Consider the following 19,628-nt stretch of genomic DNA (forward strand, 5'->3'; position numbering starts at 1 on the left):
GTATTAAGGGCGCTTATCGATCACTTTATCGATCAAGCCATACTCTTGAGCCTGATCAGCAGACATGAAGTTATCGCGATCAGTATCTTTAGCAATCGTTTCAATTGATTGACCAGTGCGATCAGCCAAAATCTTGTTCAAGCGTTCACGCAAATAGAGAATCTCACGGGCTTGGATTTCAATATCAGAGGCTTGGCCACGTGCGCCACCTAATGGCTGATGAATCATCACGCGGGAGTTAGGTAATGCATAACGCTTACCTTTTTCGCCAGCGCATAACAGGAATGCACCCATACTCGCAGCCATACCCATGCACAAAGTGCTGACGTGTGGCTTGATGAATTGCATGGTGTCGTAGATTGCTAAACCAGCAGAAACGGAACCGCCAGGAGAGTTGATGTACAGAGAAATTTCTTTATCTGGATTTTCACTCTCGAGGAATAGCAACTGGGCAATCACTAAGTTTGCAGTTTGATCATTTACTTCGCCAACCAAGAAAACTACACGTTCTCTGAGTAAGCGAGAGTAAATGTCATAGGCTCTCTCACCTCGACCAGAGGTTTCAATCACCATTGGAACTAAACCCAAACCTTTGGGTTCTAAATTCTCAGACTGGAAATGATTCTGGTTCATGTGATCAGGCCTTTATTAATGAATACTTAGTTGAGCTTGCTGAGTTCTTCGAAGGTAACTGCTTTATCGATCACTTTAGCTTGCGAAGTGAAATACTTAATCACGTTGTCCTCTAGCACCAAGTTCTCGATATCTTTGAGGCGGCTTGGATTGCTGTAGAACCAACGCACTACTTCTTTAGGATCTTCGTAAGTAGCTGCTTGCTCATCAATCTCAGCTTTAATTTGCTCTGCAGTTGCGGCCAAGTTTTGCTGCTTAACCAAGTCGCTCAGAATCAAACCAAGGCGAACACGCTTGAGCGCTTGCTCGGCAAACATTTCAGCAGGGATCGGTGCATCTTTAGCATTAGGAATACCACGCTGCATCAAGTCTTGGCGTGCAGACTCAACTAAACGCTCTTGTTCTTGGGCAACCAAAGATTTTGGTGCATCAAGTTCACAAAGGCTGTTGAGCTTATCCATTACTTCGCCTTTTAACAGGGCAGTAATGCGACGTTTTGTTTCACGATCCAAATTTTCTTTTACTTCTTCCCGCATCTTCGCAACGCCACCTTCAGTGACGCCCAAAGACAATGCAAAAGCATCATCAACTGCTGGCAGGTGCGCCCAATTAACTGACTTAACAGTGATGGTGAAATCAGCAGTCTTACCAGCAACATCTTTACCGTGGTAGTCCGCTGGGAAGCTTAATGGGAAAGTCTTGCTATCACCTGCTTTGAGGCCCAATGTTGCAGCTTCAAATTCTGGGAGCATACGACCTTCACCAAGAACGTATTCAAAGTTCTCGGCTTTACCACCAGCAAATTCAACACCATCGATCTTGCCAACGAAGTCGATTACAACCTGGTCGCCAGCTTGAGCGGCTGTGTTTGCACCGCCATCACCATGAGCACCAGCTACGCCGCGTGGATGGTAATGAACTTGCTGCTTGCGCAGTACATCTAATGCGCGATCAATTTCTGCATCAGAAATGTCAGTTGTGTACTTAGTCACTTCTGCTTTGCTGAAGTCGCCAATCTTTACTTCTGGCAATACTTCAAAGTAAGCATCAAACACAATTTTGTCTGCGTCTAATTCAGATTTTGGGTCAAGGCGTGGTTGACCGGCTAATAGAATTTTTTCTTTTTGCGCTAAGTCATAGAACAGCTCAGAAGCTTTATCGAACTGGAGCTCGAAATCCACTTGCATGCCGTATTGCTTTTCAACCATGCTCTTAGGCACTTTGCCTGGACGGAAGCCTGGGACTTTCATGGTCTTACCCAATTTAACCAAACGGTCTTCTCTTGCCTTAGCCAAATCGGCACGAGCGAACTCTAAGGTCACTTTGCGGTCTAACTGACCTAAATTTTCTATCTGCACAGCCATTCTCGTCTCTTAATTGAAAATCGGATATGTGAAGCCCAAGCCAAGTAGCTATCTTGTGGTGCGAGGAGGGGGACTCGAACCCCCACACCATTGCTGGCGTCAGGACCTAAACCTGGTGCGTCTACCAATTTCGCCATCCTCGCGCGAATTCCGCAAACACTACCGAGCTGAAGCTTCACTCTAAAGACCGTAATTCTACAATGCTTAGCGGTTTTGGAGGATATTTAGGCCTTATAGAGCAAAGCCACCGCGTGGACTGCAATGCCCTCACCTCTCCCCAAGTGCCCAAGGGATTCATTGGTTTTAGCCTTCAGGTTGACATGGCTTGGCGTGACAGCCAAATCTGCAGCGATATTGCGGACCATATCAGGCAAAAAGGTAGCTAATTTGGGCTTTTGGCAAATAATCGTCGCATCGACGTTACCCACGTGAAAGCCAGCAGCCTGAACCTTTTGAAGAGCGGCTCTGAGCAAAATTCGGCTATCCATATCCTTAAACCGGGGATCAGTGTCTGGAAATAGCTGGCCAATGTCATTTAAACCAGCAGCGCCTAGCAATGCATCGGTTAATGCATGCAGTAAAGCATCCGCATCGGAATGTCCTAATAGACCTTTGTCGCTGGGGACATGAACGCCGCCTAATATCAACTTACGATCCGCAACTAGGGCGTGAACGTCGTAACCTTGACCAATACGAAACTGGGGAATTTGAGGAGCGCTTGAAGTCATTGAGTTGTCGTTATCTGTTCTGATGGCTTATTTACTAGTGGCCTGCAAGATAGTTTGCATCAAATCCCAATCTGCTGGATGGGTTACTTTGAAGTTGCGAGTAGCACCCTCTATTAATAATGGGCTAGAGCCTGCAAGCTCCATTGCACTTGCTTCATCGGTAATATCGGCCTCTAGTCGAATGCCCTCTTCAATTGCATCATGCAGGCGCTTTAGACCAAACATCTGGGGTGTTTGGGCTTGCCAAAGATAATCACGAGAAATCGTCTTCATCACTCTATTAGGATTGCCAGCAATTGCCGAGTTGGCATCAGACATTTTTAAGGTATCCGCTAAGGGCATGGCCAAGAGACCGCCCTCACCTGCTTGAGTGACAACACGAATCAATTTTTGAATCAGCTCGGAAGAAATTCCAGGTCGAGCAGCGTCATGAACTAGAACCCAATCAGTCTCCGGAATACCTGCCTTGAGCATGGCTGCTAGGGTATTTCTGACGGTTTCTTGACGAGTTGGGCCGCCGCTTGGAAGAAATTGAATCGAGACAGACTTGCTGGAAAGTGAACTCAAGATCGGGTTGTCAATAAATCCAGGACTAACACCAACCCAAACTGAAGCAATCTCTGGGGTCTGGGCAAAGGCCTCTAATGCATAGGCCAGCATTGGTTTGCCGGCCAATTCCTGAAACTGCTTTGGTAAACCGCCGCCAAGTCTAGATCCCGTTCCAGCCGTAGGTAACAAGGCGTGACATTGAGGTGAAGATTGATTTGCTGGGTGCATACCTGATTCTATAATGAGCGGAGATGTCTGATGCATTAAAACTAGCACCCCCCATACCCGCACCCCGGGCTGGGCAGCGCTTTACCTTTTCAGGGCTAGTTGGCTCATCAGATGCCGCATTAATAGCCCAATCCGCATTGCGGTACCGATCTGAATTCTCAGTCATGGTTATTTTCTGCGCTCAGGCGCAGGAAGCCCAGCGTCTTCTTGAAGAGATTCCGGCTTTTGCCCCACAGCTCAAAACACGCCTACTGCCCGATTGGGAAATTCTGCCGTATGACCATTTCTCACCTCATCAGGATTTGGTCTCGGAACGCTTGGCGACGCTCTATGAATTACTCAACGGCAGTTGTGACATTGTCTTGGTTCCTATCACCACGGCTCTACAACGACTCGGTCCACCAAACTTTTTGTCTGGTCACACCTTCTTTTTTAGACAAGGTGACAAACTCAATGAGGCTGCGCTAAAACTTCAGCTGCAACAAGCTGGTTACGATCCCGTCAGCGCAGTAATGCGTCCAGGTGAATACAGTATTCGTGGTGGACTAATTGATTTATTTCCAATGGGCTCCAGCCTGCCATATCGCTTGGACCTCTTTGGTGATGAAATTGAGCAAATTCGCGCTTTTGATCCTGATACCCAGCGCAGTCTCTATCCAGTTAAAGAAGTTCGCCTATTACCGGGCCATGAGTTTCCATTTGACGATGCTTCACGTACCGCCTTTCGCGGCAGATGGCGCGAAGTATTTGAAGGGGATCCAACGCGTTGCTCAATTTATAAAGATGCCAACCTCGGGATTCCGAGTGCGGGTATTGAATCCTATCTACCCCTCTTCTTTGAAGAGTCATCGACAGTCTTTGATTACTTCCCTCGCTCAGGTGATCCAGTATGGATAGTCAGTATCGGTGATGTTGAAGAATCTATTAAGGGCTTTTGGAAAGATACGCTTTCTAGATATGAATTCTTAAAGCATGATCTTGATCGCCCTATTCTTCCGCCGGCAGAGTTATTCCTAGATGTCGATCAATTCTTTACAGCAGCTAAACCTAATGCGCGTTTGGCAATGGATAAAGAGGCAGATAAAGAATCAAAAGCCGCTCCACAATTTTTAGCTGTTCCTGATTTAGCGGTGCATCGTCGCGATGCCGATCCGATGAATCGTTTGCGCGCTTTGATTTCTCAAGAAAAGGTGCGCGTACTCATTTGTAGTGATAGCAATGGGCGTAAAGAATCCATTCGCCAACTCTTTGAAGAGAGTAATTCAGTTGCCGGACAGAATGGCAAACCTCTCTATCCCTTAAAGCCAGAAGGCTTTGAAGGTATTGCTGACTTTATTAAGAGTGATGCCCTATTTGGCTTGGTCACAGCGCAACTCTTTAATGGATTTACTTGGCCCGCTGAAAACCTCATCGTTGTTACCGAGGCTGAGCTCTTCACTACCACCGCACGTCAACGACGCAAGGGTAAAGAAACTGAGAGCGCCGATCCAGATATGCTCTTTAAGGATTTATCTGAGCTCAAGATCGGCGATCCCGTTGTTCACTCAGATCATGGCATTGGTCGCTATCAAGGTTTGGTGCTACTCAATTTGGCACCACCCAAAGAAGAGCCCATTTTCGAAGAGTTCCTGCACTTGGTTTATGCCAAGGATGCAACTCTTTACGTACCAGTGCAACAACTTCAAATGGTGACCCGCTATGCAGGATCGGATCCTGACTCAGCACCGCTGCATCAATTAGGTTCTGGCCAGTGGGATAAAGCAAGACGTAAAGCTGCACAACAAATTCGGGATACCGCTGCTGAACTGCTCAGTCTATATGCAGCCAGAGCCATTCGCAAAGGCCATGCTTTTGAATTCTCGGCACATGATTACGCAGCCTTTGCCGAAAGCTTTGGCTTTGAAGAAACACCTGATCAAGCAAATGCGATTGCCGCAGTTATTGGTGATATGACCAGCGGTACACCGATGGATCGACTGGTATGTGGTGATGTGGGCTTCGGTAAGACCGAGGTGGCACTCCGCGCCAGCTTTGTTGCGGTGATGGGTGGCAAACAAGTTGCTATCTTGGCGCCAACTACCCTACTCGCAGAACAGCATGTCGCAACCTGGAAAGATCGTTTTGCCGATTGGCCTGTGCGCATTGTTGAGCTCTCGCGCTTTAAAACTACCAAAGAAATTAATGCGGCACTAGAGGCAATCGCTAAAGGTGAAGCTGACATCATCATTGGCACACATAAGCTTCTTTCAAAAGAAACTCAGTTTGCTAATTTAGGCTTGGTTATCGTCGATGAGGAGCATCGCTTTGGTGTTCGCCAAAAAGATGCGCTCAAAGCATTGCGTGCTGAAGTAGATATTCTGACCCTGACTGCTACACCAATTCCAAGAACTCTTGGTATGGCAATGGAAGGCTTGCGTGAGTTCTCGATTATTGCAACAGCACCTCAGAAGCGTTTGGCTATCAAAACATTTGTGAGGCGTGAAGGTGATGGCGTTATTCGTGAGGCCGTGCTTCGGGAGATTAAGCGTGGCGGACAGGTTTACTTCCTGCATAACGAAGTTGAAACTATTCAAAACCGTAAGCATGCCTTGCAAGAGCTTATTCCAGAGGCCCGCATCAGCGTTGCGCACGGTCAAATGCATGAACGTGAACTTGAATCAGTCATGCGTGAATTTGTGACTCAACGCACCAACATTTTGTTATGCACCACTATTATTGAAACAGGTATTGACGTTCCAACTGCTAACACCATCATCATGCATCGCGCAGACAAGTTTGGATTAGCGCAGTTGCATCAATTGCGCGGTCGTGTTGGGCGCTCTCATCACCAAGCCTATGCCTATTTGCTAGTGCCGGACCCTGAGGCGCTCAGTAAGCAAGCGCAACTGCGTTTAAATGCGATTCAAGCTATGGAGGAACTAGGATCTGGTTTCTATTTAGCAATGCATGATTTAGAAATCCGCGGCGCGGGTGAGGTTCTGGGTGATAAACAATCCGGTGAAATTCATGAAATTGGATTTCAGCTGTATACCGAGATGCTCAATCGCGCAGTGAAATCATTACGTAGCGGTAAAGAGCCGGATCTACTATCACCCCTGCAGGCGACTACCGATGTCAATCTTGGTGTACCCGCCCTCTTCCCAAATGACTATTGCCCCGATGTTCATGAACGACTCTCCATGTACAAACGCTTCGCTGGTACAAATGATTTCTCTGAACTCATGGGATTACGAGAAGAATTGGTAGATCGCTATGGCGATTTGCCCGACCAAGCTAAATCACTCTATGAGACCCATCGATTACGCTTAGAAATGGCTGGCTTTGGAATCAAGAAGATTGATGCTAGCCCAGCATCCATTCAAATTCAGTTCATACCCAATCCTCCGATTGACCCGATGAAGATCATTCAATTGATTCAGTCATCTAAATACATACAACTCAATGGGCAAGATAAGTTAAAAATTCTCCCCCAAAAAGAGAAAGATTTTGAGAAACTAGAGCAACGTCTAGACCATATCCGGAAAATTCTCAGAAGTCTCAATGAATCTGCCATGCTCAACACTGTTCAAGCAAAATAATTACCGATCGTTAATCGCCCATGTCTAATCACCTTACTCTTGTAGCGCTTGCTAACTCCCCAATCACTTCGCAATTAAATGCTGCATTGATTGCACATGCGAAAGTCTTGGGTATTGAGATTACAAACAGCAGCAAAGAACAAGATCATTTGAAATATTTCACTACCCACTGGACTTGCTCCCAAGCCCTGCTGCCGGAAGCAAGGGTTGCCATGCGTGATATTGCTGCTGCACACGATGCAGATTTAGCTTTTCTTTCACCAGGGTTTAATCCAAGCGATGTGAAGGTCCTGGCAATGGATATGGACTCGACCCTGATCAATATCGAGTGCATTGATGAGATTGCAGACTTCACAGGCAAGAAAGCTGCCGTTTCAGAAATCACTGAGGCCACTATGCGTGGTGAAATTAAAGACTTTAAAGAAAGCTTGCGCAGACGTGTAGCCCTCCTAGAAGGTGTATCTGCTGATGTATTGGATTCGGTCTACCGTGAACGTTTGCGACCTAACCCTGGTGCCGCTGAATTACTAGCCGGGGCAAACGCTAAGGGCTTGTTCACCCTGCTAGTTTCTGGGGGCTTTACTTTCTTTACCCATAAGCTCCAGCAAGAGCTCGGCTTCAAGCAAACCCAAGCCAATACTTTAGAAATCATTGACGGCAAGCTAACCGGAAAAGTCATTGGCGATATCGTTGATGGCGCAGCGAAGAATGCATATCTAGAGCAAGCCTGCGCATTAATGAATTGCAAAAAAGGCAACTCCATCACCATGGGTGATGGATCAAACGACCTGCCAATGATGCATGGCTCCGGAATCAGTATTGCCTATAAAGCAAAACCGATCGTCAAAGAAAAAGCCGACGCGGCTTTTGACCGAGTCGGCTTGGATGCTGCTTTACTGCTCATTGCCTAACGTACTTAGATTAGGCTATAGCAGCAAATGAGCGCTGATTACAGGCGCTCAAAAATAGTTGCGATACCTTGACCACCACCAATACACATTGTTACCAAAGCATATTTGCCTTGAACACGGTGCAGTTCATGAATAGCCTTAGTAGCAATCGCGGCACCAGAGCAGCCGATTGGATGACCCAATGCAATCGCGCCACCATTGACGTTTGTCTTGGCTGGATCTAAACCCAAACCTTTAGTCACCGCCAAAGCTTGTGCAGCAAACGCTTCATTGGATTCAATCACATCAATTTGATCTAATTTCAGGCCAGCACGCTCCAGAGCAATCTTAGTTGCCGGGATTGGGCCTTCACCCATGATGTGGTTAGGTACACCAGCAACAGCGTAAGAAACCAAGCGAGCGATTGGCTTATGACCGGCCTTCTTGGCCGCTTCAGCTTCAGCCAATACAAAGAATGCTGCGCCATCATTAATACCCGATGCATTACCAGCAGTAACGCTACCGCCCTCTTTTTTGAAGACTGCTTTCATCTTCGCCAAAGTTTCCATAGTGGTTTCTGGCTTGCAATGTTCGTCAGTATCAAACACAACATCACCCTTACGAGTTTTGATAGTGATTGGAACGATTTGAGATTTAAAGCGACCCTCTTTGATTGCATGCGCTGCACGACGATGTGATTCCACTGCGAGAGCATCTTGCTCTTCACGTGTCAGCTTCCATTTTTCAACGAGGTTCTCTGCAGTAACCCCCATATGACCAACACCAAATGGATCCGTCAATACAGAAACCATCAAGTCGATCATTTTGGTATCACCCATACGTGCACCGCTGCGCATTGCTGGTGAACCGTACATACCGCGTGACATCACTTCTACACCACCACCGATGCCGTAATCGCAGTCACCCAACATAATTTGCTGGGCAGTAGTGACAATCGCTTGCAAGCCTGAGCTGCATAAACGGTTTAAAGCCATCGCAACCGATTCCATTGGCAGACCAGCTTGGATAGAAGCTACACGAGCCACATAGGCGTAACGGTTATCTGTAGGAATAGTATTTCCAACAGTAATGTAATTAATTAATGCTGGATCTACGCCAGAGCGAGCAACCGCTTCTTTCATCACAATGCCGCCGAGCTCAGATGGCTCTAGGCTACTGAGTGATCCATTGAAAGTACCAATTGCTGAACGTACAGCACTTAAAACGACGACATCACGACTCATAACAATCCCCTTTACGGTACCTAATTAGGCAAAAGAATGACCACAACAACAGGCCAAAACACTATTTTTATTCCAATAGTCAAGTTTCGGCTATTAGGTCATGCCCTTGGGAGCTAATCACCGTTACTTTGATGATTTCGCCAGCACGATAGCGCTTAGAAGGCTTGCTGGGAGGCAAAACCCTCACCAAACCATCAATTTCAGGGGCATCACCGATAGTTCGGCCAATTCCACCCGATTCGTCCACACGGTCAATAATGACCTGAAGACGTTTACCGATTTTCTTAGCAAGCCGTTTAGTCGAAATTTCTTCAGCCTTGGCCATAAAGCGGGCTCGGCGATCTTCACGTAAGGCTTCCGGAACTGGGTTATCCAAGGCATTGGCAGTTGCACCATCAACCGGTGAATAAGCAAAACAGCCAGCGCGATCTATTTGAGCCTCATCAAGGAAGTTCAAAAGATACTCAAACTCTTCTTCGGTTTCGCCTGGAAAGCCTGCAATAAAAGTACTGCGGATTACTAAGTCCGGACAAGCAGCACGCCATGCTTGAATTCGCTCGATATTCTTTTCTCCACTCGCAGGACGTTTCATGCGCTTGAGCACATCCGGATGTGCGTGTTGCAAAGGAATATCTAGATAAGGAAGTACGCCATAGCCATGATCAGAAAACTCAGCCATTAAGGGCAGAACATCATCAACATGTGGATAGGGATAAACGTAATGCAGGCGAACCCATGCTTGGTGCTCTCTCGCGATTTGATTTAAAGCATTTACCAAATCAAACATGCGCGTCTTGACCGGTTTGCCATCCCAAAAGCCGGTGCGATATTGAATATCAACACCGTAGGCACTCGTGTCCTGAGAAACAACCAATAATTCTTTTACGCCGGACTCAAATAATTTTTTTGCCTCTAGCAGCACTTCGCCAATGGGGCGTGAAACAAGGTCGCCACGCATGCTTGGAATAATGCAGAAGGTACAACGGTGATTACAGCCTTCAGAGATCTTGAGATAAGCGTAATGCTTTGGCGTGAGCTTGACGCCAATCGGCGGCAGTAAATCGGTAAAGGGATCATGCGGTTTTGGCAGATGCAGATGAATCGCCTGCATCACCTCTTGAGTGGCATGTGGGCCTGTTACCGCAAGGACTTTAGGGTGGATACTCTGAATGAGATCACTACCATCAGCATTTTTACGGGCACCGAGACAGCCCGTAACAATCACCTTGCCATTCTGGGACAAGGCTTCACCAATTGCGGCAAGACTCTCCTCTACAGCAGAGTCAATGAAGCCACAGGTATTCACAACTACGAGATCGGCACCAGAATAATCCTTGGCAGTCTCATATCCCTCAGCGCTTAATTGGGTGAGGATGAGTTCAGAATCCACCAGAGCCTTGGGGCAGCCCAAGGAAACAAAACCAACTTTACCTGCCACAACTATTCTTTTTCTGTTGGGTTAGGTTGACCTGGAAATGGGAAGCTACTAAATATCGTTGGGGAATTTTGCATTTGCTCTTGCATCTTCACAAATAGATCTTTGCTTTGCTCCATGTAGTTACCCATCAAACCCTGCATCATTGGGTTTTGCAGATTCATCATCTTAGCCCATGCTTCAGGAGTGCTGCCTGCACCCAAGCCCTGTGTTTGATCACCCAACTTATTGTGGATATCCACAAAAGATTGCATGGTCTTTTCAAGATAGCTACCCATCAAACCTTGCATGGAGTTTCCATAGAAGCGAATGATTTGAGAGAGCATTTGAGTGGAAAATACCGGCGCTCCGCCAGCCTCTTCTTCCAAAATAATTTGTAGCAAGATATTGCGTGTTAAGTCATCTTCAGTTTTTGCATCCACAACGCTAAAAGCATCGCCAGCCATCACTAAATTTTTGATATCAGCCAGCGTGACATAAGTGCTGGTTTGGGTGTCGTATAAACGACGATTGGGATACTTCTTAATCAAGCGGCTATCGCCTGCTTTTTTGGAACGTGTGGCCATGTAATTTTTTCCTAACTCTCGGCACTGCAATGCAACATCGGCATAGTTTATCCCTAGTTTGACCTGAAGGTAAATATGCCGATGAGCAGACCACTAAAACTGCATTTTTAAGGTGTTTAGCCTGTATGCAGACCGCCATTCAAGGAGAAATCAGCGCCAGTGGCATAGCCACCATCATCAGAGGCAATCCAGCAGCAAATGGAAGCAATCTCTTCAGGGGTACCCAAACGCTTGACTGGAACACCAGCAACAATCTTCTCCAGTACATCTTCGCGAATAGCCTTCACCATATCTGTACCGATATACCCAGGAGAGACGGTATTTACAGTCACACCCTTAGATGCCAGCTCTTGCGATAAGGCCATCGTAAATCCGTGCAACCCTGCTTTAGCTGTGGAGTAGTTGGATTGACCAAACTGGCCCTTCTGGCCGTTTACAGAGGAAATGTTGATGATGCGACCCCAGCCGTTATCAGCCATGCCATCAACCACTTGCTTGGTCACATTAAATAAAGAGTTGAGGTTGGTATCGATCACAGCCTTCCACTGATCAGGAGTCATTTTGCGGAAGACGCTATCTTTAGTAATACCGGCGTTATTCACCAAAACATCGACACGCCCTACTTCCGCTTTAACTTTATCGAATGCAGCAACAGTACTATCCCAGTCGGAAACGTTACCTTCAGAAGCGATGAAGTCATAACCTAAAGCTTTTTGTTCGCCAATCCAGCGATCCTTACGCGGGGAGTTTGGGCCGCAACCAGCAATAACCTTAAAGCCATCTTTGGCGAGGCGTTGACAAATAGCAGTACCAATGCCACCCATACCACCAGTTACATATGCAATCTTTTGAGACATGTAATTCCCCTTATGAAAAATATTATTGAGCAGCTGTTGATACTTTTTCTTTCACGTACTTACCAGGTGCCGCTTCTAGTTTTTTATACCGTGCATTACCAAACGTTTTGCTAGCTTTAATTTTCTTGCCGCCAAACTGTTCCAACCATTGAGCATAGTTAGGCCACCAACTACCCTTGATATCTTTTGCTGCAGCCAACCACTCATCCGCAGTCTTCGCCAATTTATTATTTTCAAAATAATGACGCTTATTTTTTGCCGGTGGATTGATCACTCCAGCAATATGTCCTGATGCACCTAAAACAAATCGATTCTTACCCTTCAAAATATGCGTAGATTCATAAGCGGATTTCCAAGGCACGATGTGATCATCATGTGATGCATAAATATAGGCTGGCACGGTAATCTTGCCTAGGTCAACCTTTTCACCACAAACAGTAAGCTTGCCTGGTTTAATCAGTTCGTTTTGTAGGTAGGTATGGCGTAGATACCAGCAGTACATTGGGCCAGGCAGATTAGTGGAGTCGCCGTTCCAATAGAGCAAATCAAATGGCGGCGGCGAATTGCCTTTTAAGTAATTCTCAACAACATAGTTCCACACCAGATCGTTTGGACGTAAGAATGAGAATGTATTGCCTAGATCTAGACCTGACATCATCCCGAAATGACCACCCTCACCGCCAATGGTGCTCTCCCGCAACTTCACCATGCCTTCATCAATAAAGACATCCAGAATTCCAGTATCGGTAAAGTCTAATAGCGTGGTGAGTAAGGTTAAGCTAGCAACATAATCTTTTTTGCGCGCCGCTAATACAGCTAAAGCCGTAGAAGTTAAAGTTCCCCCAACACAGAAGCCGAGCACATTAATCTGATCTGTCGCTCCAATTTCCCTGGTCACCTCAATTGCTTTAATGACACCTTCGCCAACGTAATCATCCCAAGTTACTTTAGACATTGAGACGTCAGGATTCTTCCAGGAGACTAGGAAAACTGTGTGGCCCTGCTCAACCATGTAACGCACTACAGAATTGTCCGGCTGTAAATCCAAAATGTAGTACTTGTTAATACAAGGAGGCACCATCAAATACGGCCGCTCATAGACGGTATCAGTCAGTGGTTTGTACTGAATTAACTCAAAGAGCTCATTACGGAATACTACTTGACCTTCAGTAGTTGCAATATTTTTACCAACTTCAAAAGCACTTTCATCAGTCAGTGAAACTTTGCCTTTTTTCAAATCTCCCAGCAAGTTCACTATTCCATTTTGAATAGACTGGCCTTGTGAGCTGATAATATTTTCAAGAACCTCGGGATTAGTGGCAATAAAGTTAGATGGGGATAAAGCATCAATCATTTGCTCAGTGGTGAACAAAATTTTGACTTTAGTTTTTTCATCTGCATCAACCGCTTTCGCAAGGGCAAGCAAATGCTTGGAGTTCAACAAGTAAGTTGCGGCAATCATCTTGCTCCAAGATGAATGCCAAGCTTTGCCGGAGAAACGACGATCCTTTACTTCAATAGATTCTGGATTGGTTGCAAGATGCGCGAATTCAGCGAAGTATTCTTTTTGAATTTCTGCTAAACGCTCTGGTGGAATTAACGCCATGTGGTGTGGAGCCAATGATGGCGCAACACCTGTATTCATACCTGCAAACATAATGATCTCGTAAAGTTATTGAGACCATTCTCCATCTATCAGGCTGGAAGGGTTATACGCACTAACCCTAGCCCTAGGGCTAAGCTAGTAATAACCCCGAGTTTATGTTTCGGCAGATATCCAAATGAAAGAAGCAAAACGTCCAGTTTCTTTGTCTCTACGGTAAGAAAAGAATCTCTCCGAATCATTGAAGGTGCAAAAGTCACCGCCATCAATTTGCTCAATACCCAATGACCGCAAGCGATCTTGAGCCAAGAGATACAAGTTTGCCAAATACTTTCCAGAACTCTCAGCAATTGGCTTGAGAGCCTTCGACAAAATAGTTGAGCCTTGTCCAGCAAAAGCCTGCAGCACATCCTCGCCCACCTCAAATGCTGTTGGACCAATAGCGGGCCCCATCCACACAACAATATCTTTTGGACTGAGCCCTGGTGATAAGGCAAGCATTTCTTGAAGAGTATTTTCAAGAACGCCACCACTCAGACCACGCCAGCCAGCATGTGCCGCCCCAATAACATCTCCACCCTTGCTTGCAAACAATACTGGCATGCAATCCGCAGTCAGAATAGCTAGTACCTCATTTGCAATATTGGTAACCGCAGCATCTGCTTCAAATGGTTTGCTGGATGGGGCTTTCCTGGAGGCTGGTGTGCTTACTGTCACACCATGAATCTGTTTAAGCCAAAGTGGCTCAGTAGGCAAATGTGATCTCACGATGCTGCGGTTGTGCAGAACATCTACCGAATCATCGCCTGCATTCAGTCCAAGGTTGAGAGTATTAAATGGAGACTTGCTGACTCCGCCATGCCGAGTGGTGGAAAGAGACTTGATTTGCTGTGGCGCAGCCCAGCTTGGTTCAATCCAGTTAATTGCGTTGGTCATTTTTGATGGACGCCATTAATGCCTCTTCTTTGGGTAAATCTGCTTCACTCATCCCCACCAGTGGCAATAGCTCAATTAAATCTTGCGGAGGCAACCTAAACCAGGTCATGACTTCATGCGTTGCTGGGTGCTGAAGGCTAAGAGCGTAAGCATGTAAAGCTTGGCGACTAAAAGGCAATGATTTGGCAGCGCCAGGGGTACGTTTGCGATAAACGGGATCCCCTAAAAGTGGAAAACCCAAAGATTCCAGGTGAACCCGAATTTGATGGGTACGGCCCGTCTCTAGACGGCACTCCAGTAAGGCGGCAGGACTTTCAGCAAAAGACCCCTTAGCCAGACGTCGAAAGAGCGTTGCTGCAGGCTTACCCTGGGGTGAGCCAGCTGCCATTTTGAGGCGGTCACGCTGATCACGACCAACGCTTGCCAATACCTTGCCCTGAGATGGGGCATCCCCCCAAACCCAAGCAAGGTAGCGCCGCCCTACCGTTCTCTCCTGTAACTGCCTTACTAGAGAGGTTTGGGCTATATCCGTGCGGGCCACCACCATTAATCCAGAGGTATCTTTATCCAAGCGGTGAACAATTCCGGCCCTAGGTAGCTGCTTGAGCTCAGGAAAGCGATGTAACAGTCCATTTAACAAGGTACCCGTCCAATTTCCGGCCGCAGGATGAACCACAAGCCCAGCCGGCTTATTAATGACGATGACCGTGTCATCCTCATAAACGACATCCAGGGGGATATCTTCGGGTGCAAAGGCAAATTGTTCCGGCATTTCTTGTGGAAAGACCTTAATACTCTCGCTCCCACGCAGTAAATGACGGACTTTGGTGACTTTGCCGTCAACCGTAACCGCCCCAGCCTCAACCCAGGCCTTCAGCCGATTGCGGGAATAATCTGGCAAAGCGCCACCAAGGAACTTATCCAAACGCTCTCCGTTAACCTCAGGAGGAACTTCTAGGGCAATGAAATCCTCATCATCGATATAATCAATGGGATTCGAATCGGGAGTATGCGGCAATGCCACGCTTAAAGAGCCTTTTAGTTATGTCGGACGTTATTACAGACGCCAGTTTAAGGCTTGCTGCCACTGTTGGGTCATCTTCCAGAAAATCCCTTATTTCTTTATTTATTGGAGCTAGCGCAGCCTGCCTAGTTCTCAGTGGGTGTGCAGGTAGTGACGGCTCAAAGGATGATTCAGATCTTTGGTCTGAAACTAAGCTTTACTCTGAAGCTACCGACAAATTAAATGATGCTGACTACGCTAAGTGCGGAAAGTATTTTGAGAAGCTTGAAGGTCGATTCCCATTTGGCCCTTATTCACAACAAGCCCAAATTAATGCGGCGTATTGTTACTGGAAAGGTCAGGAACAAGCCCAAGCTTTAGTTGCTATTGATCGCTTCATCAAACTTCATCAAGGAAGTCCAAATTTAGATTACGGCTACTACCTCAAGGGCTTGATTAGTTTTAATGATGACTTGGGTTGGCTCGGCAAATTTACCGGACAAGATTTAAGTGAGCGAGATCCAAAAGCGGCTAAAGAAGCTTTTGAGTCTTTCAAAGTAGTCGTTGAGCGTTTCCCTGATAGTAAATATGCGCCCGACTCTTTGGATCGTATGCGTTACATCGTGAACTCTTTAGCAGAGGCCGACGTTATCGTCGCTCGCTTTTACTTTCAACGTGGCGCCTATCTAGCTTCAGCAAATAGAGCTCAACTAGTTATTCGTGATTACGACCGCGCACCTGCTGTTGAAGAGGCGCTCTACCTTCTTACGAAATCTTATGAGAAGCTAGGTATGACCGACTTAAGTAATGATTCGCTGCGCGTTTTCAAACTCAATTTCCCTGATAGCCAAATGATGATTACCGGCCAACGCGTTCAAAAAGAGCGTCGTTGGTGGCAGATCTGGAATAAGTAATAATTAAATAAGGTGGATGCAATCAAGTAGCGCAGAGCGTTACTTGATTACTACGGGCACCCTTTGTGCCAAGGCGCAAATCAGCTCATAGCCAATAGTTCCGCTCATCTGAGCCACATCATCGACCGGCACTTCCTGACCCCATAACTCAACAACACTGCCGATCTTGGCATTAGGTGCTTCACGCAAATCAATTGTCAGCATATCCATTGACACTCGCCCAACAATCGGACAAATCACGCCGTCACCTTGGGCATCAGCAGCATCAACCCAAACTGGCGTGCCATCTTCCGCATGACGGGGATAGCCATCAGCATAGCCGCAAGCAATCACACCGATACGCATATCTTCTGGCGCTTGGTAGCGACCACCATAGCCAACGTGATCGCCCTTCTTTAATTCCTGAATATCGATGATTTCACTACGCAACTGCATCACTGCTTGAAGTTCAGAGCGAACAATATCAGCATGCACTCCAGTAGGCGAAACGCCATACAACATAATTCCCGGGCGAACCCAATCACCTAGTGCATTGCGATGCCAGAGTATTGCCGCTGAATTCGCCAGAGAAGTTGGAGACTCTAGGCCCTCAGTCGCCTGCGTAAAACATTCCATTTGCTCACCTACCGAAGGTGCTTGATCGACTTGGTCGGCATTAGCAAAATGGGTCATGTGATGAAGGTGATAACCAGCAGCATGTAGACGATGAAAAGCTGTCCGGTACTGCTCCGGTCTAAAACCGAGGCGATTCATACCGGAATTGAGTTTCAAAAAGAGGTTGATTGGGTGACTTGAATGATTGACGAAGGACTCCAGCCATGCGACTTGCTTCTCGCTGTGGACTACCAAATCACATTTGAGCCTGCTTGCTACTTCTAGCTCTTGTTGACTAAAAAGACCCTCTAAAAGCAGGATACGGCCTTCCCATCCATGATCCCTGAGCCATTGTGCATCCGCAATATCCAGGAGGGCAAACCCATCGGTAGACTCAAGCCCTTTAAACGCAGCCTCAAGGCTATGCCCATAGGCTTTGGCCTTTACAACTGACCAAATTTTGGATTCCGGGGCGAGTTCACGAATCCGGCCTAAATTATGACGAAAGGCATCAGTGTGTATAGTTGCCAGGATTGGCCTATTTATCAAGCGATTAGCCGACGAGCTCATATCCACCCCTCCTTTCATGTTTTAATTACATTAATGACTAGATTGTACGAATGAACCGTAGTTTTTACATCATTATGGCGGCGCAATTTTTTTCGTCGCTTGCTGATAACGCATTGCTGATCGCAGCAATCGCCCTCTTGGTCCAGCTTAACGCTCCGGCCTGGATGACTCCTTTACTCAAATTATTCTTCGTTCTCTCTTATGTATTGCTGGCAGCCTTTGTGGGGGCCTTTGCTGACTCCCGCCCTAAGGGCAATGTCATGTTCATTACCAATACGATTAAGTTTGTTGGTTGCGTGGTGATGCTCTTTGGCAGCCACCCTTTACTAGCTTATGCCATTGTTGGTCTTGGGGCTGCTGCCTACTCACCAGCTAAATACGGCATTCTGACTGAGTTACTTCCCCCAGAGAAGCTAGTGGCAGCCAATGGATGGATTGAGGGCCTCACTGTTGGCTCGATCATTATGGGTACGGTGCTTGGGGGTGTCCTTATTAGCAAGTCTGTTTCCCAAACCCTTTTGGGGTTTGACATGCCTATTCTTGAGACCAGCATCGATACTGCAGCAGAATCAGCCATCATGATCATCATGGTGATTTACGTGTTGGCTGCCCTGATCAATTTACGCATTCCGGACACTGGGGCGCGCTACGAGTCTCAGAAAACCAATCCAATCGAGTTGGTAAAGGATTTTGCTGTTTGCTTTAAAACACTCTGGGATGATCGTCTTGGACAGATCTCCCTGGCAGTGACAACTCTATTTTGGGGTGCCGGCGCTACCCTCCAATTTATTGTGATTAAGTGGGCTCAAGTTGCACTGCATATGAGCTTGTCACAGGGAGCTATTCTCCAGGCAATCTCGGCATTTGGTGTCGCAGGTGGGGCTGTGTGGGCAGCTTGGCGCGTTCCACTTCGTAGCTCCCTCAAAGTTCTTCCTTACGGCATTGCCATGGGTCTTGTGGTCTGCGTCATGGCAATCTACAACTCAGATATGTTGCCCAACACAACACTCTGGACTATCGGCAAGTTTGAAATCTCCTTGAACCTATTACCAGCCTATTTCTTATTAATATTGGTTGGATGGCTTGCTGGTTACTTTGTAGTGCCAATGAACGCACTACTTCAACATCGCGGACATGTACTGATGTCTGCTGGTCACTCTATTGCCGTACAAAACTTTAATGAAAATATTTCAGTATTGATGATGCTCTTAATCTACTCTGGATTAATTTGGCTAGATGCGCCGATTCAGGCGGTAATTATTGGCTTTGGTGTCGCTGTAAGCGCAATCATGTGGCTAGTCATTAGACGTCATGCTGCCAATCAAGCTGAATACGACTCAATGCATTTGATTGGTGAGCATAAGCACTAAGCGCAATGCTTAGATATTTTGCAATACCGATTTAGCAAGCAAGAGATCCTGCCAAAATAGCGCCTTATCCTTTGGCCTAGCGATCAATTGATTTAACTCAAAAGTAGCAATCAGTGGCAGATCCTCTGCACCATCAGCATTAATAGCTAAAACGGTTTCGCGAAGTTCTGGTAGTGCGTCACGCTCACCCGATAATTTTTGAGCCGCTGGACCACCAAAAGCTAAGGCAACTATGGGTGTTCCATCTTGCGGCAACAATTCCGGATTGAGCTTGTCGGCTGGATTTTTCCAAGACCATTCTTGTGGGGTTAAGCCAAGAACGCGAATGATGTTCTGAAAAAGTACTTCGGCATCACCCTGAGGCTTATTGCCAAAAAACCACCATATTCCAGAAGAAATTCGTTCACGTGTTTCCGGGGCAACGGGAGCTGCGGTTGCGATTGGATCAGCCTGCTGGGTAGTCACTTCTGCAGCCACCATCACATGGGCTTGTTCTGGAGCCGCGTCTCGTGAAGTCCACTCAGTAATACCCATTTCTTTTAGAAAGGCAGAATTTGTACTCATAT

General features: G+C 46.7%; 17 protein-coding genes and 1 tRNA gene. 4 read left to right on the forward strand and 14 right to left on the reverse strand.

What is annotated here, in order from left to right:
- Positions 1 to 3: 3 nt before the first annotated feature.
- From clpP to ispD, 5 genes are all read right to left on the reverse strand, one after another.
- Positions 4 to 633 (reverse strand): ATP-dependent Clp endopeptidase proteolytic subunit ClpP, encoded by a 630-nt coding sequence (clpP, locus tag ICN14_RS02660; RefSeq protein ID WP_015421102.1) that lies wholly within the window; start codon positions 631 to 633, stop codon positions 4 to 6.
- A gap of 26 nt (positions 634 to 659) precedes the next feature.
- Positions 660 to 1,997 carry a trigger factor gene (gene tig, locus ICN14_RS02665; protein WP_216224616.1) on the reverse strand — a complete coding sequence of 446 codons (1,338 nt, stop codon included), beginning with the start codon at positions 1,995 to 1,997 and terminating at the stop codon, positions 660 to 662.
- Between the two features lie 56 nt (positions 1,998 to 2,053).
- Positions 2,054 to 2,140: transfer RNA gene (locus tag ICN14_RS02670), tRNA-Leu, on the reverse strand.
- Positions 2,141 to 2,221: 81 nt separating this feature from the next.
- A complete protein-coding gene (gene ispF, locus ICN14_RS02675) occupies positions 2,222 to 2,725 on the reverse strand; it encodes a 2-C-methyl-D-erythritol 2,4-cyclodiphosphate synthase (RefSeq protein ID WP_216224618.1) in 504 nt (167 codons plus the stop codon).
- Positions 2,726 to 2,752: 27 nt separating this feature from the next.
- Positions 2,753 to 3,502 carry a 2-C-methyl-D-erythritol 4-phosphate cytidylyltransferase gene (ispD, locus tag ICN14_RS02680; RefSeq protein ID WP_216224620.1) on the reverse strand — a complete coding sequence of 250 codons (750 nt, stop codon included), beginning with the start codon at positions 3,500 to 3,502 and terminating at the stop codon, positions 2,753 to 2,755.
- Positions 3,503 to 3,525: 23 nt separating this feature from the next.
- Here ispD and mfd point away from each other — a divergent pair, with 23 nt between their 5' ends.
- Together mfd and serB are read left to right on the forward strand one after the other, a co-directional pair.
- Positions 3,526 to 7,080 carry a transcription-repair coupling factor gene (gene mfd, locus ICN14_RS02685; protein ID WP_216224622.1) on the forward strand — a complete coding sequence of 1,185 codons (3,555 nt, stop codon included), beginning with the start codon at positions 3,526 to 3,528 and terminating at the stop codon, positions 7,078 to 7,080.
- Positions 7,081 to 7,100: 20 nt separating this feature from the next.
- Complete coding sequence (gene serB / locus ICN14_RS02690) at positions 7,101 to 7,991, forward strand: phosphoserine phosphatase SerB (RefSeq protein WP_216224624.1); 891 nt, start codon at positions 7,101 to 7,103, stop codon at positions 7,989 to 7,991.
- 38 nt (positions 7,992 to 8,029) lie between these two features.
- Here the strand turns inward: serB and ICN14_RS02695 are convergent, their stop codons facing one another.
- The 7 genes from ICN14_RS02695 to ICN14_RS02725 all read right to left on the reverse strand — a co-directional run bounded on the left by ICN14_RS02695 (position 8,030) and on the right by ICN14_RS02725 (position 15,635).
- Positions 8,030 to 9,214, reverse strand: a complete 1,185-nt coding sequence (locus ICN14_RS02695) for an acetyl-CoA C-acyltransferase family protein (protein WP_216224626.1) — start codon at positions 9,212 to 9,214, stop codon at positions 8,030 to 8,032.
- Between the two features lie 79 nt (positions 9,215 to 9,293).
- The gene (gene rimO / locus ICN14_RS02700; RefSeq protein ID WP_216224629.1) at positions 9,294 to 10,652 is read right to left on the reverse strand and encodes a 30S ribosomal protein S12 methylthiotransferase RimO; all 1,359 of its coding nucleotides are present in this window, start codon (positions 10,650 to 10,652) and stop codon (positions 9,294 to 9,296) included.
- 2 nt (positions 10,653 to 10,654) lie between these two features.
- Complete coding sequence (gene phaR / locus ICN14_RS02705) at positions 10,655 to 11,215, reverse strand: polyhydroxyalkanoate synthesis repressor PhaR (RefSeq protein WP_216224630.1); 561 nt, start codon at positions 11,213 to 11,215, stop codon at positions 10,655 to 10,657.
- A gap of 116 nt (positions 11,216 to 11,331) precedes the next feature.
- On the reverse strand, positions 11,332 to 12,072 hold the full coding sequence (locus ICN14_RS02710; protein ID WP_215327086.1) for a 3-ketoacyl-ACP reductase: 741 nt from the start codon (positions 12,070 to 12,072) through the stop codon (positions 11,332 to 11,334).
- A gap of 22 nt (positions 12,073 to 12,094) precedes the next feature.
- On the reverse strand, positions 12,095 to 13,729 hold the full coding sequence (gene phaC / locus ICN14_RS02715) for a class I poly(R)-hydroxyalkanoic acid synthase (protein WP_216224631.1): 1,635 nt from the start codon (positions 13,727 to 13,729) through the stop codon (positions 12,095 to 12,097).
- A gap of 102 nt (positions 13,730 to 13,831) precedes the next feature.
- Positions 13,832 to 14,611 carry a peptidoglycan editing factor PgeF gene (pgeF, locus tag ICN14_RS02720; protein WP_216224632.1) on the reverse strand — a complete coding sequence of 260 codons (780 nt, stop codon included), beginning with the start codon at positions 14,609 to 14,611 and terminating at the stop codon, positions 13,832 to 13,834.
- Entirely contained in the window at positions 14,595 to 15,635 is a 1,041-nt protein-coding gene (locus tag ICN14_RS02725; protein ID WP_216224633.1) for an RluA family pseudouridine synthase, read from the reverse strand. The genes pgeF and ICN14_RS02725 overlap by 17 nt, the downstream gene beginning before the upstream one ends.
- Before the next feature lie 20 nt (positions 15,636 to 15,655).
- Between ICN14_RS02725 and ICN14_RS02730 the strand changes: the two genes are divergently transcribed.
- Entirely contained in the window at positions 15,656 to 16,528 is an 873-nt protein-coding gene (locus ICN14_RS02730) for an outer membrane protein assembly factor BamD (protein WP_216224634.1), read from the forward strand.
- A gap of 39 nt (positions 16,529 to 16,567) precedes the next feature.
- Here ICN14_RS02730 and alr read toward each other — a convergent pair whose 3' ends face one another.
- Positions 16,568 to 17,668, reverse strand: coding sequence for an alanine racemase (gene alr / locus ICN14_RS02735; protein WP_216224997.1), 1,101 nt, complete (start codon positions 17,666 to 17,668; stop codon positions 16,568 to 16,570).
- A gap of 74 nt (positions 17,669 to 17,742) precedes the next feature.
- On the opposite strand from alr, the gene lplT reads away from it, so the two are divergent.
- Complete coding sequence (gene lplT, locus ICN14_RS02740) at positions 17,743 to 19,062, forward strand: lysophospholipid transporter LplT (protein ID WP_216224636.1); 1,320 nt, start codon at positions 17,743 to 17,745, stop codon at positions 19,060 to 19,062.
- 9 nt (positions 19,063 to 19,071) lie between these two features.
- Here the strand turns inward: lplT and ICN14_RS02745 are convergent, their stop codons facing one another.
- Positions 19,072 to 19,626, reverse strand: coding sequence for a hypothetical protein (locus tag ICN14_RS02745; protein ID WP_216224638.1), 555 nt, complete (start codon positions 19,624 to 19,626; stop codon positions 19,072 to 19,074).
- Positions 19,627 to 19,628 lie beyond the last annotated feature (2 nt).

Origin of the sequence: Polynucleobacter sp. MG-27-Goln-C1 (assembly GCF_018881905.1) — a bacterium.
Taxonomy (GTDB): Bacteria; Pseudomonadota; Gammaproteobacteria; order Burkholderiales; family Burkholderiaceae; genus Polynucleobacter.